Raw genomic sequence first — 12666 nt, 5'->3', positions numbered from 1 at the left:
ATTTAGCGTACGAGCGTTCGCCAAATTACTATAGCGAACGATCGGACGCTATGCTGGGCTCATGTCACCTCGCCGTTCCGCCGCGGACGCCGCGCACACCCGGGAGCGCATCATCTCGGCCGCGGTCGAACAGGCCTCGCTGATCGGCGTGGAGGGGGTGACCATCGGATCGCTCGCCGAGAGTCTGGAGATGAGCAAGGCCGGGGTCGTGGGGCCCTTCGGATCGCGTGAGCAGTTGCAGCTGAGCGCCGTGGAGCAGGCCGGGAAGATCTTTCGAGCGGCGGTGACAGCCCCGTTGGACGGGTTACCGCCGGGCACCGAACGGCTGACGCGTCTGGTCGACAACTGGATCGGCTATCTGGCCGAATGCCCGTTTCCGGGAGGCTGTTTCGTCACCGCGGCCTCCGCCGAACTCGACGGCCGCCCCGGAGCACTGCGCGAGCGTCTGCGCGCGTACGTGACAAGCGCCCGCGCAGCGCTGGAATCCGAAATCCTTGCGTACCAGGCGGAATCGGATGGGCCTCATCGTCCGGCCGACGAGCTGGTCACCACCGTCATCGGAATCACGATGGCGGTCAACCAGGAAATACAACTGCTGGAGGATCCCCGCGCCGCCGAACGCGGGAGGGCGGCACTTCGAGCGGCCCTCGGACTGACCGAGCCGACGGAGGCGTCCTCGCCGGGCCGATCTGCCGGCCGGACGCAACGTCGGCCCGGAACGTAATCCGCACCCCTCAGCTGGACATATCCGACCGGGAAGCTGGGACGTACCCGACCGGGAGCGGGCTCCGCCCCAATGACCGACGGCGCCGTCGAATACGACGATCACACGCGCGGGGTCGACCTCGAGCGGTCTGCGGGACGCGAACCCCATGACCCGCGATCACGGCTGTCGAGCCCCGGCGCCGGTCGCGGCCGGACTGCCGGCCCGTCGGCGTCCTTCGCCACGCGCGGGTAAACGACCGGCCGGCGAGTCCGTTGCAGGCCCAACCCCTTCGCGTCGGAAACGATCCGGCGCGGAATCGGGCCTCTACGCCAGGTGTTCGATCTTCGCGGCCAGCTCCGCACCCGTCATGGGTTCGCGGGCGATCACGGCGATGGTGTCGTCGCCCGCGATGGTGCCGACCACTTCGGGCAGCGCCGCGCGGTCGAGCGCGCTCGCCAGGAAGTGCGCCGCGCCCGGCGGCGTGCGCAGGACCGCGAGATTACCGCTGTGATCGGTGGAGACCAGCAGGTCGCCGAGCAGTTTCGAGAGCCGGGACGTACCACCGGTGACGCCGCGCACCGGGCTGCCGTCCTCGGGGACGACGTAGATGCCGGCGCCACCGTCGGCCGCGCGCAGCTTCACCGCGCCGAGCTCGTCCAGATCGCGCGACAGCGTGGCCTGGGTCGTTTCGATACCCTCGTCGGCGAGCAGGGCCGCCAACTCGGTCTGGCTGCGAACCGCGTTGGCGGACAACAGTTCCACGATGCGCTGCTGCCGCCCGGCGCGGGTGCGCGCGATGGCCGGGCCGGTGCGCGGACCCTCCGATCCGGCGGCCGACCCGTTCGCTCTCGCCGTGCTCACGCCGCACCGCCCGATCGTCGCTCCAGCAACCACACCAGCAGCGCCTTCTGCGCGTGCAAGCGATTCTCGGCCTCGTCCCACACCACACTGTGCGGTCCGTCGAGCACCTCGTCGGTGATCTCCTCGCCGCGATGCGCCGGAAGACAATGCAGCACAACCACATCCGATGCGGCATGGGTGAGCAGTTCGGCGTTCAGCTGGAACGGGCGGAACGGGCCGACCCGGTCGAGGCCGTCGTTCTCCTGCCCCATCGAGGTCCAGGTGTCGGTGACCAGGGCATCGGCGCCGGTGGCCGCCGCGACGGGATCGTCGGTCAGGGTGATCGTGGCGCCGGTGTCGGCGGCCCGCTTGCGGGCGGCCTCGAGCACCCAGTCGTAGGGCCGGAAACCCTCGGGCGCGGCGATGGTGACGTCCAGCCCGGCGGTGACGCCACCCAGCAGCAGCGAATGCGCCATATTGTTCGCACCGTCGCCGAAGTAGGTGAGTTTGCGACCGGCCAGCTCGCCCTTGTGCTCCCGCAACGTCAGCAGATCCGCCAGCACCTGACACGGATGGAATTCGTTCGACAGCGCGTTCACCACCGGAACCGTTGCCGCCGAGGCCATCTCGTCGAGCCGGTGCTGTTCGAAGGTCCGCCAGACGACGGCGTCGACATAACGCGAGAGCACCCGGCCCGTATCGGCGAGGGTCTCCTCACGGCCCAGCTGGGTGTCGCGGCCGTCGACGACCACCGCGTGCCCGCCCAGTTGCGCGATACCCATCTCGAAGGAGAATCGGGTGCGGGTGGAGTTCTTCTCGAAGATCACACCCACGCCGCGCGGGCCCTCCAGCGGCCGCCGGGAGATCGGCGCCGCCTTCAATTCCGCTGCCAGCGCGAGGATTTCGGCCTGTTCGGCGGGCGTGACGTCGTCGTCACGCAGGAAATGCCGCACCATGGTCACTCACTCTCCTGGGAAGCCGCGTCGAGGATGCCGGGCAGATCGGCGAGGAAACCCTGCGCCTGTGCCTCGGCCAGGATCAGCGGCGGGGCCAACCGGATCACATTCGGCTTCGGCGGATTGATCAGATAGCCGGCGGCGCGCGCGGCCGCCTCGACTTTCGCCGAAACATCCTGGGTCAGTTGAATTCCGATGAGCAGCCCCGCGCCGCGCACATGGTCGATCAGCGGGTGGCCGAGGTCCTCGATACCGTCGATCAGCGTCTTGCCGACCGATTCGACATGGGCGGCCAGTCCCTGCTCGTCGATGGTCCGCAGCACCGCCAGCGCCGCCGCGGCGCTGACCGGATTCCCGCCGAAGGTGGTGCCGTGCAGGCCGGGAGTGAGCAGCTCCGCCGCCGGGCCCTGCGCCAGCACCGCGCCGATGGGCAGGCCGCCGCCGAGCCCCTTGGCCAGCGTCATCACATCGGGCACGATGCCCGCGGCGTGATGCGCGAAAAACGGTCCGGTGCGGCAGATTCCGGTCTGCACCTCGTCGAGGATCAGCAGCGCGCCGTGCTCGGAGGTGATCCGCCGCGCCTCGGCCAGATAGTCCAGCGGCGGCACGACCACGCCGCTCTCCCCCATGATCGGCTCGAGGAAGACCGCGGCGGTATCGGAATCCACCGCGGCGGCCAGCGCCGCGGCGTCGCCGTAGGGCACGTGCACGACACCGGGGGGCATCGGCTCGAACGGCGCCCGCTTCGATGGCTGCCCGGTCAGCGCGAGCGCGCCCATGGTGCGGCCGTGGAAGGCCTCGTCGCAGGCGACGATCTTGTGCCGTCCGGTGAGGCGCGCGATCTTGAACGCCGCCTCGTTGGCCTCGGTACCCGAATTGCAGAAGAACGCCCGGCCGTGTCCGTCACCGAAATGTGCGAGCAACGTCTCGGCCAGTTCCAGAACCGGTTCGCTGACATACAGATTCGAGACGTGGCCCAGGGTGCCGAGCTGCTGGGTGACGGCCTCCAGAATCGCCGGATGGGCGTGGCCCAGGCTGTTGACCGCGATACCGCCGAGGAAGTCGACGTACCGATTGCCCTCGGCGTCGTACACGACCGCGCCCGAGCCGCGCACCAGCGCCACCTTCGGGGTGCCGTAGTTGTTCATCAGCGCGGACGACCACCGCTGCTGCAATTGCTCCGTGCTCGTGACGTTGTCGCTCATGAGTTCGTCGTTCCTGCCGTCTCGGGTGGGGTCACCATCGTTCCGATACCTTCCCCGGTGAACAGTTCCAGCAGTACCGCATGCGGCACCCGGCCGTCGATGACGTGTGCGGTCGGGACACCGGCCTCGACGGCGCGCAGGCAGGCCTCCATCTTCGGCACCATGCCCGCGTCCAGGCTCGGCAGCAGTGCGGCCAAGGCGGCGGTGTCGATATGGGTGGTCAGCGACGAGCGGTCGGGCCAATTCGTGTACAGGCCTTCGACATCGGTGAGCACCACGAGTTTTTCCGCACCGATGCCCTGGGCCAGCGCCGCGGCGGCGGTGTCGGCGTTGATGTTGTGCACCACGCCGTCGGCATCGGGCGCGATGGTCGACACCACCGGAATGCGCCCGGCGCGAACGAGATCCAGCACCGCGTCCGGATTGACGGCGGTGACGTCGCCGACCAGGCCGATATCGGTCTGCTCGCCGTCGACGGTGACGGTGCGGCGGGTGGCGGTGAACAGCCGCGCGTCCTCACCGGAGATGCCGACCGCATACGGGCCGTGCGCGTTGATCAGCCCGACCAGTTCGCGGCCGACCTGACCGAACAGCACCATCCGCACCACATCCATCACCTCGGGGGTGGTGACGCGGAAGCCGCCGCGGAATTCGCCCTGCAACCCCAGTTTCTTCAGCATGGCGCTGATCTGCGGGCCACCCCCGTGCACCACGACCGGGTGCACACCGACGGTGCGCAGGAACGCCATATCGGCGGCGAAGGCGTGTTTGAGGGTGTCGTCGATCATGGCGTTGCCGCCGTATTTGACGACCACGATCTTGTCGCGGAACTTCTGCAGCCACGGCAGCGCGCCGGCCAGCACATGGGCCTTGTCCAGCGCCGACAGATCCTGAGTGGTCACCGGAATCTCCGGTGTCGCTTCGGTGGTCATGAGCTGTAGGCCGAATTCTCTTCGACATAGCCGTGCGAGAGGTCGGTGGTGCGCACGGTGGCGGTGCCCTCGCCGAGGCCCAGTTCCACCAGCACCGCGATATCGGGGCCGGACAGATCCACCTCGCGCGCGCCGGGAGCGCCGGTTCCGTTGACGCACACCGGATTTCCGTTGAACGACACGGTGACCCGATCGGGATCCAATTCGATCGGGGCGATGCCGACGGCGGCCAGCACCCGGCCCCAGTTCGGGTCGGAGCCGAAGAACGCGGTCTTGACCAGCGAGTCGCGGGCGACCGCGCGGGCCGCGATCAGCGCCTCGTCCTCGCTCATCGCCCCGGTGACGGTGATCTCGACGCGTTTGGTGACGCCTTCGGCATCGGCCATCAGCTGTGCGGCGAGGTCGTCGCAGACCGCCAGCACCGCGGCGTCGAGTTCCTCCTGGCTCGGGGTGACGCCGCTGGCGCCGTTGGCCAGCAGCAGCACGGTGTCGTTGGTCGAGCAGGAGCCGTCGACGTCGAGCCGGTCGAAAGTCAATCGGGTCGCATTGCGCAGCGCGGTATCCAGCTGCTGCGGGGTGGCGGCGGCGTCGGTGGTGACCACCACGAGCATGGTGGCCAGGGACGGGGCGAGCATGCCCGCCCCCTTGGCCATCGCCCCGACGTTCCATTTGTCGGCGTGGTGGAACGCGGCCTGTTTGGGCACGGTGTCGGTGGTCATGATGGCGTGCGCGGCATCGGTGCCGCCGGACAGGCCGCCCGCCATCTCGTGCACGATCTCGGTCACCCCGGGCAGCAGTTTGTCCATCGGCAGCCGGTCACCGATCAAACCGGTCGAGCAGACCGCGATTTCGCCCGCCCCGGTTTCGGTTCCCCAGTTGCTCAACGCTTTCGCCAGTTCCTCGGCGGTGGCATGGGTGTCCTGGAATCCGCCCGGCCCGGTGCAGGCGTTGGCGCCGCCGGAGTTCAGGATCACCGCGCGCAGACGCCCGCTGGTGAGCACCTGCTGCGACCACAGCACCGGCGCGGCCTTCACCTTGTTGCGGGTGAAGACGCCCGCCGCGGCATAGTCGGGCCCCTCGTTGAAAACCAGTGCCAGATCGAGCTTTCCGTTGGCCTTGATGCCGGCTGCGATGCCGGCGGCCCGGTATCCGAGCGGTGCGGTCACACCTTGGGTGCGGACCAGTTTGCCGCCGGCGATATCGGTGTCGGTCACGGTGCCACTCCTACGGTGGAAAGTCCGGCGGTCTCGTCGAGACCGAGAGCGAGATTCATCGATTGCACCGCGGCGCCCGCGGTGCCCTTGGTCAGATTGTCGATCGCGCCGATCACCACCAGCGTGCGTGCGGCGGTGTCGACGGCGACCTGCAGGGTGATGGCGTTGGAGCCGACCACCGAACCGGTCTGCGGCAGAACACCTTCGGGCAACAGGTGAATGAACGGTTCGTCGCCGTAGGCCTTGTCGTAGACCGCGCGGGCGGCGGCCAGGTCGGCCACCGCACCCGCGGCGTCGGGGCGCAGGCGCGCGGTGCAGGTGGCCAGGATGCCACGCGGCATCGGGGCCAGCACCGGCGTGAAAGAGACTGTGACATCGCCGATCTCGGCGCCCGTCGCCGCGGCCGCTGCCTTCAGGTTCTGCGCGATCTCCGGGGTGTGCCGGTGCGCGCCGGCGATGTTGTAGGCGCGGACCGAGCCCATCACCTCCGAACCCAGCAAACCCACGTCGAGTTTGCGGCCCGCGCCCGAGGTGCCACTGACCGCGACCACGGTCACATCCGGTTCGACGATGCCTGCCCCGACCGCCGGTGCCAGGGCCAGACTCGACACCGTCGGATAGCAGCCCGGCACCGCGATCCGGGTAGCCCCGCGCAGCTGTTCGCGGGCGCCGGGCAGCTCGGGCAGACCGTAGGGCCAGCTGCCGGCATGCGGCGATCCGTAGTAGGTCTCCCAGTCCTCCGGATCGGTGAGCCGGAAGTCGGCGCCGCAGTCGATGATCACCGTGGACTCCGGCAGCTGCTGCGCGATGGCCGCGGACTGCCCGTGCGGCAGCCCGAGGAACACCACGTCGTGCCCGGCCAGCACCTCCGGGGTGGTCGCCTCGAGCACCCGATCGGCCAGCGGCAGCAGATGCGGCTGCGACTGCGCCAGCTTGGTCCCGGCATTGGATCCCGCGGTCAGCGCCCCGATCTCGAGGCGCCCGGCTCGGTACTCCGGATGCCCCAGCAGCACACGCAGGACCTCACCGCCCGCGTATCCGCTCGCACCAGCTACCGCGACCCGCACCACGGGCCCACTCGAGGTATCCGCCATGTGATGATTATGCACGATCATGCAAGCTCATTCACGAGCGGGGTGCGGGAACCGCATGTACCTCTATTCACCGCAGATTTTGCGGCGAATAACGTATAGGATCGCCGCATGACCTCTCCGCAGCGGCGATACATCTGGCAGCGAGGCGACTGGCCGATGCTGACCTACGATGTCGCACGCCTCGCGGGGCCCCTCGCCCAGGTTGCGCACCAGCAGGGCTATCTTCTCGGACGGCTCGCCGACAGCGACGAAGCGGTCCAGGATCAGGCCAACCTGGCCGCCCTCACCTCCGACGTGGTCAAGACCAGCGAAATCGAAGGTGAACTGCTCGACGCGGCCTCCGTCCGGTCGTCGATCGCCCGTCATCTGGGCGTCGATATCGGCGCAGTCGTTCCGGCAGACCGGCATGTGGACGGTGTGGTCGAAATGGTTCTCGACGCCACGGTCCACAATACGAACCCGGTCACAGCCGAACGATTGTTCGGCTGGCATGCCGGGCTTTTCCCCACCGGATATTCCGGCATCTCCAAGGTGAGGATCGGAGGGTGGCGCACCGACGATGCCGGGCCTATGCAGGTGATCTCCGGCCCTTTCGGGAGGCGGCGTGTGCATTTCGAAGCGCCACCGGCCGACCGTCTTCCCGTCGAGATGGAGCGGTTCCTGGCGTGGGTCAACCGCGATGCGACCGAGCCGGCACTGATCAAGGCAGGGCTCGCGCATCTGTGGTTCGTGACGATCCATCCCTTCGACGACGGCAACGGACGGATAGCGAGGGCGATCGGCGATCTCTGGCTGGCGCGAGCCGACCACAGTTCCCGGCGTTTCTACAGCTTGTCGGCCCAGATCCAGCGAGACCGCAAGGACTATTACGCGATGCTGGAAAGAACTCAGAAGGGTTCGCTCGACGTGACCGAGTGGCTGCTGTGGTTCCTCGGCGCCTTGGATCGCGCGATCACCGGCGCCGCCGAGACTGTCGACTCCGTCCTGGCGAAGGCACAGTTCTGGAGGAACTGGGGTCAGACGACGATGAACGTCCGTCAGATCGCCATGCTGAACCGGCTGCTCGACGGCTTCGACGGGAAACTCAACACTCGCAAGTGGGCAATCATCACCAAGACCTCACCGGATACCGCGTTGCGGGATATCACCGAACTGGTGGAGCTCGGTGTATTGCGCAGATCGGAATCCGGCGGCCGCAGTACGTCTTACGAGCTCGTGCGGCCGTAGGGGACGGGCCGGGAGGCGCCGTTCCGGAACCCGGGCGGGGTGCTCGGAAAATGGGTTGGCGGCGGATAGCCGAGTTGATAGCCTCTTGCGGTCCGACCTGATCACGCGAGGGGGTGAGTCCCATTTTCACGGCATTCCTTGGGCGCTCCCCGTTCTCACGATCGGACGTGTGACGCACGTCGTCATCGGGAGTGCTCGTCCGAGCGATCCCGAGAGGGGACGACAATGCATTCCTCCGAACTCATGGTGACGCGCATCGCGGACCGGCAGTGGCATGCGCTGACCGGCGACCGGATGGTCGGTAGTGGTGAGGCGTCACCGCGGCCCGATGGGCGACTGTTTCTCAGCATCGACTCCTGGCAGGACGAGGCCTTCGATCGCCTCGCCGGCGCCATGCTGGCCGAACTGCCGAAACCGCTGTACACGCTGGTCGACGAGGCCGATCTCGAACTGACCACGCGATGGCGCCGGGCGGGTCTCGCGACCCGGCGGCGCGAATGGGAATACCGGGTACCCACCGATCCGGTGATCACAGGACTCGATTCGGCACCGCCGCCGGACATCGAGATCCTGAATTTCGGTGCGGCCGAAGCCCATTCGCTGCGCGAACTGGACCGCACCGTACGCGCCGAAGTCGAGTCCACCGCCGGTTGGCACACCATGCCGGCCGAGGTGATATCCCCACCGATCGATCCGGCGAACTACGTGGTGGCGGCGCAGGCAGGCCGGTACGTCGGGTTGTGCCGGGTGGCACAACCGACTCGGCTGCCGCGTATCGGACTGGTCGCGGTCCGTGCCGACGCACGCCGGCGCGGCATCGCCCGCGCCCTGCTGGGCCGGGCGCTGAGCACGCTGCACCGTGCCGGGAAGACGTGGGCGGCGGCCGAAATCGACGAATCCAACACGGCGGCCACCGCCCTGTTCGAAGGCATCGGCGCCGAGCGGTCGAACAGCACGCTGGAGTTGGTGTGGCGATGAAGAAGGGAGCGATCGAAGTTCAGGGGCACGTCGTGGAATGCCTGCGCAATGCGACATTCACGGTGGAACTGCCCAACGGCCACCAGGTCCTGGCCCACCTGTCCGGAAAGGTCCGGATGAACTACATCAAGATCCTCCCGGACGACCGGGTTCTGGTGGAGTTGAGCCCCTACGACCTGACCAGGGGGCGAATCCTGTTCCGCTATCGGAGTTAGTGCCGCGTAGAGCGGCGAAGTTCAACTCGGCGCTCTGCGCAACGAGCCCACGCGCCGTTGCGCAAAGGTCGGCCGTCCAGGGCTGAACTTTTCGTGCAAACCTCCGCGGCAATGGCGGAAAACCGCAGAAATCCATGAGGTTTGCACGATTAGTTCACCGTCACCGCCGACTATCGCGCGCGGTTACGCCGGGTCGAGACCCGCGGGGCATTCCGACCCCTCGAGCCATGTGCGTGGAGTGCGACTCGGCCCGGACACCCACCAGCCGTTCGGTCCGCACCGAACATCCGCCGGCCGTTCGGTGCTTCGCACGGGACGGCCGTCGTCTCCGCCACATGCGCGGCCCCGCTCACTGTTGAGGCAGACGCGGTTCCGAAGGCGGCGCGCCACTCGGGCCGGCATGGACCGTGGGGTCGGAGGATGATTCGGTGCCGCCGGGCTGCTCCGGTGCGGATGCGTAACCCGGTTGCGGACCCGCCCCCGCGCCCGCGGCCGGTGCGGCGGCCTGGTGAGCTTGGGCCGATGGCGTCCCGGCTTGGGGCCACGGCGTACCGGCTGCGTACGGACCGGCGCTCGGGTGCGGACCGGCAGCGACGTTCGGATCTCCCTGGGCGCCCGACGGAGCGAGCGGGTAGTCCGGCGCTCCCGGATAGGCCGGCGTGAGGGCACCCGGATAGCCGGGAGCAGCCGCGCCCGGATACGACGGCCAGCCATGAGGCGTGGGAGTGGACGCGACAGGATAGCCAGGTGTTGCTGCGCCGGGATGCGCTGACCAGGGCTGCGGCGCGGGAGTCGGCGGTGACATATGCGTGCCGGGATGAGCCGTCGCGCCCGGATGGAGCTCCACGCCGGGGTAACCGGGGACACGTGCCGGCGGGGTGTCCGGCGTCCCGACGATCAGAGCTCCCACAGCCGTGAGGATCGCGACGGCTGTGGGGATGACCAACCAGTTTCCGCTGTCGGACAGGCGCATGTAATGGACGAAGCAGACGGTGAGGACCTCCTGCGCGGTCGCGATGAACACGGCACCCGAACCCAGCGACGCGATGACGCGGACTCGTCGGTGACGCGAGCCGGTGGAGGCCAGCAGAATGCCGCCGACCAGGGCGGTCAGCGAGCACACCCAGAACACGATGACGTGCACACCGTTTCCGTATTCCCAGAAGCCGTAACCGTGCGCGGATATCAATCCCCATATCGACTGCGCCGCACCGAGAATGGCCGCGACCGCCGACGCGATGCCCGCCACGACATCGGCGACAGCGCGGTTACCCGCAGCTTCACGACGCGAGAACGACGCAGCGCCAGGGTAATTCGGCGGAATACCCCAGCCCGGTGGTTGCGGTGCGGGATATCCGGGCTGGTACGGGTTCGCCATCGGTCGGGACTCCTTGTCGACATCGCTTGTGGCTCAGCCTAAGCGAGTACCGAGGTCCGCGCGGGTTCGACGATGAACGCGCCGGTTTCTCGGGGCCACCGTCGTTCCGCCGCGGAAGGGACGCCCGGCTGCCGATCAACGCACACCCGCCGGACCAGCTGTCAGCTACTCCGACCCACCCTCCCGACGGGCTACCGGCCACCCGTCCACACTCCGCGAACCTGGACGGAAGTTTGGCGATAACTCACGAATCGTCGTTCACTTTCCGCTATCGTCGCGCTCGTCGGGACGGTGTCTCGGCGGGGCCGGTGTCGCGGCGGCGAGGCAGGTCCCTCTCGACCGGCGGTCGTGTGCGGGCCGTCGGCGGTGTTGTGGAGGAGCAGGATGTACCCCGGTGCGCATGTCGATCGTTTCCCTGATAAACCGGCGGTCGTGCTGGCCGAGAGCGGTGCGGCGCTGACCTACCGCGAACTCGAGGACAACTCGGTTCGCCTCGCGCGTCACCTCTACGACGCGGGCCTGCGCAAGGGCGATCACGTCGCGCTGCTGTCGGGCAATACGCTCGAGGTGTACGAGGTCTACTGGGCGGCGTTGCGATCCGGCCTTTACATCACGGCCGTCAACCGGCACCTGTCCGCGGACGAGATCAGCTATATCGTCAACGACTGCGGTGCGCGGGCGCTCATCGTGTCGGCGGAGCTGGCGGATGTGGCCCAGCGGGTCGTCGAGCAGACACCCGAGGTCGCGATCCGGCTCGCCTTCGGCGGCCCTGTTCCCGGATACGACTCGTACGACAAGGCGCTGGCCGCATCCTCGGCGGAGCCGCTGCCGGATCAGCCGCGCGGCGCCGACATGCTCTATTCGTCGGGCACCACCGGCCGCCCGAAGGGCATCAAACACCCGTTGCCCGATCGTCAGGTCGGCGATCCGCCGGGCGACACCTACACCGCGGTGTTCGGCCCGCTCTACGGATTCGACACCGACACCGTGTACCTGTCGCCGGCTCCGCTGTATCACGCCGCGCCGTTGCGGTTCGGCGGTGTGGTGCACGCCCTCGGCGGAACCGTGGTGGTGCTGGAGCGCTTCGACGCCGAACAGGCCCTCGCCGCGATCGAACGTTATCGCGTCACCCACAGCCAGTGGGTGCCGACGATGTTCGTGCGCATGCTGAAACTCGACGAGAGCGTGCGTGCCCGTTACGACGTCTCGAGTATGCGGGTCGCCGTCCACGCCGCCGCGCCGTGTCCGGTGGAGGTGAAGCAGGCGATGATCGACTGGTGGGGCCCGGTGCTGTACGAGTACTACGCCTCGACCGAAGGCAACGGCGCCACCTTCATCGACAGCGAGCAGTGGTTGCGCAAACCCGGCTCGGTCGGGCCGGCGGGCCTGGGCGCGGTGCGCATCTGCGACGACGACGGGCGCGAGTTGCCCGCGGGCGAGATCGGCACCATCTACTTCGAACGCGAGGAAGTCCCGTTCGACTACCACAACGATCCGGAGAAGACCGCGAAGGCGATTCACCCGGATCACCCGACCTGGACCACCACCGGCGATATCGGCTACATCGACGCCGATGGGTTCCTGTTCCTGACCGACCGCAAGGCGTTCATGATCATCTCCGGCGGGGTGAACATCTACCCGCAGGAGATCGAGGACGCCCTGGCCCTGCATCCCGACGTCCTCGATGTGGCGGTGATCGGCGTCCCCGACGAGGAGATGGGCGAATCGGTGAAGGCGGTCGTCCAGCCCGCCCCCGGCGCGGAGCCGGGACCCGAACTGGCGCAACGACTTCGCGAATTCCTGCGCGAGCGCATCGCCCATTACAAGGTGCCGCGCAGCGTCGATTTCGCCGACGAACTGCCCCGTACACCGACGGGAAAGCTGGTCAAGGGCAAGCTGCGCGAGCAGTACGTGTGAGAGT

The 12666-nt window shown here is 68.1% G+C and carries 12 protein-coding genes; 5 read left to right on the top strand and 7 right to left on the bottom strand.

Annotation, left to right across the window (positions count from 1 at the left end; genetic code table 11):
• Positions 1 to 61 precede the first annotated feature (61 nt).
• Positions 62 to 724 (top strand): TetR/AcrR family transcriptional regulator, encoded by a 663-nt coding sequence (locus tag NK1_RS07945; protein WP_063905933.1) that lies wholly within the window; start codon positions 62 to 64, stop codon positions 722 to 724.
• 306 nt (positions 725 to 1030) lie between these two features.
• On the opposite strand, the gene NK1_RS07940 is transcribed toward NK1_RS07945, so the two are convergent.
• From NK1_RS07940 to argC, 6 genes are read right to left on the bottom strand one after another with little or no spacing between them, the layout of a single operon-like run.
• The gene (locus NK1_RS07940; RefSeq protein WP_030518235.1) at positions 1031 to 1504 is read right to left on the bottom strand and encodes an arginine repressor; all 474 of its coding nucleotides are present in this window, start codon (positions 1502 to 1504) and stop codon (positions 1031 to 1033) included.
• Positions 1505 to 1563: 59 nt separating this feature from the next.
• Entirely contained in the window at positions 1564 to 2502 is a 939-nt protein-coding gene (gene argF, locus NK1_RS07935) for an ornithine carbamoyltransferase (RefSeq protein ID WP_063007876.1), read from the bottom strand.
• A 2-nt stretch (positions 2503 to 2504) separates the two neighbouring features.
• A complete protein-coding gene (locus NK1_RS07930) occupies positions 2505 to 3707 on the bottom strand; it encodes an acetylornithine transaminase (protein WP_063007875.1) in 1203 nt (400 codons plus the stop codon).
• Positions 3704 to 4639, bottom strand: coding sequence for an acetylglutamate kinase (argB, locus tag NK1_RS07925; RefSeq protein ID WP_084460676.1), 936 nt, complete (start codon positions 4637 to 4639; stop codon positions 3704 to 3706). Before argB ends, NK1_RS07930 begins: the two co-directional genes overlap by 4 nt.
• On the bottom strand, positions 4636 to 5853 hold the full coding sequence (gene argJ, locus NK1_RS07920; RefSeq protein WP_063007874.1) for a bifunctional glutamate N-acetyltransferase/amino-acid acetyltransferase ArgJ: 1218 nt from the start codon (positions 5851 to 5853) through the stop codon (positions 4636 to 4638). The genes argB and argJ overlap by 4 nt, the downstream gene beginning before the upstream one ends.
• A complete protein-coding gene (gene argC / locus NK1_RS07915; RefSeq protein WP_063007873.1) occupies positions 5850 to 6947 on the bottom strand; it encodes an N-acetyl-gamma-glutamyl-phosphate reductase in 1098 nt (365 codons plus the stop codon). The genes argJ and argC overlap by 4 nt, the downstream gene beginning before the upstream one ends.
• 108 nt (positions 6948 to 7055) lie before the next feature.
• Between argC and NK1_RS07910 the strand changes: the two genes are divergently transcribed.
• The 3 genes from NK1_RS07910 (at position 7056) to infA (ending at position 9367) form a co-directional block, all read left to right on the top strand.
• Positions 7056 to 8174, top strand: coding sequence for a Fic family protein (locus NK1_RS07910; protein ID WP_063007872.1), 1119 nt, complete (start codon positions 7056 to 7058; stop codon positions 8172 to 8174).
• Positions 8175 to 8399: 225 nt separating this feature from the next.
• Complete coding sequence (locus NK1_RS07905; protein WP_063007871.1) at positions 8400 to 9152, top strand: GNAT family N-acetyltransferase; 753 nt, start codon at positions 8400 to 8402, stop codon at positions 9150 to 9152.
• Positions 9143 to 9367 carry a translation initiation factor IF-1 gene (gene infA / locus NK1_RS07900; RefSeq protein WP_223273528.1) on the top strand — a complete coding sequence of 75 codons (225 nt, stop codon included), beginning with the start codon at positions 9143 to 9145 and terminating at the stop codon, positions 9365 to 9367. Before NK1_RS07905 ends, infA begins: the two co-directional genes overlap by 10 nt.
• A gap of 349 nt (positions 9368 to 9716) precedes the next feature.
• Here the strand turns inward: infA and NK1_RS07895 are convergent, their stop codons facing one another.
• Positions 9717 to 10745 carry a hypothetical protein gene (locus NK1_RS07895; protein WP_157104131.1) on the bottom strand — a complete coding sequence of 343 codons (1029 nt, stop codon included), beginning with the start codon at positions 10743 to 10745 and terminating at the stop codon, positions 9717 to 9719.
• A gap of 384 nt (positions 10746 to 11129) precedes the next feature.
• Between NK1_RS07895 and NK1_RS07890 the strand changes: the two genes are divergently transcribed.
• A complete protein-coding gene (locus tag NK1_RS07890; RefSeq protein ID WP_063007869.1) occupies positions 11130 to 12662 on the top strand; it encodes an acyl-CoA synthetase in 1533 nt (510 codons plus the stop codon).
• The last annotated feature ends 4 nt before the right edge of the window (positions 12663 to 12666 follow it).

The organism is Nocardia kruczakiae NBRC 101016 (assembly GCF_001612965.1).
Classification (GTDB): domain Bacteria; phylum Actinomycetota; class Actinomycetes; order Mycobacteriales; family Mycobacteriaceae; genus Nocardia; species Nocardia kruczakiae.
Note: the sequence above shows the minus strand (reverse complement) of the source record. Positions and strands in the feature narration are given on the sequence as shown.

Coding starts and splice junctions, on each gene's coding strand:
- NK1_RS07930 (WP_063007875.1), bottom strand. CDS start 3,707: ATGAGCGACAACGTCACGAGCACGGAGCAATTGCAGCAGCGGTGGTCG.
- NK1_RS07945 (WP_063905933.1), top strand. CDS start 62: ATGTCACCTCGCCGTTCCGCCGCGGACGCCGCGCACACCCGGGAGCGC.
- NK1_RS07895 (WP_157104131.1), bottom strand. CDS start 10,745: ATGGCGAACCCGTACCAGCCCGGATATCCCGCACCGCAACCACCGGGC.
- NK1_RS07905 (WP_063007871.1), top strand. CDS start 8,400: ATGCATTCCTCCGAACTCATGGTGACGCGCATCGCGGACCGGCAGTGG.
- NK1_RS07910 (WP_063007872.1), top strand. CDS start 7,056: ATGACCTCTCCGCAGCGGCGATACATCTGGCAGCGAGGCGACTGGCCG.
- argF (WP_063007876.1), bottom strand. CDS start 2,502: ATGGTGCGGCATTTCCTGCGTGACGACGACGTCACGCCCGCCGAACAG.
- argC (WP_063007873.1), bottom strand. CDS start 6,947: ATGGCGGATACCTCGAGTGGGCCCGTGGTGCGGGTCGCGGTAGCTGGT.
- argB (WP_084460676.1), bottom strand. CDS start 4,639: ATGACCACCGAAGCGACACCGGAGATTCCGGTGACCACTCAGGATCTG.
- NK1_RS07890 (WP_063007869.1), top strand. CDS start 11,130: ATGTACCCCGGTGCGCATGTCGATCGTTTCCCTGATAAACCGGCGGTC.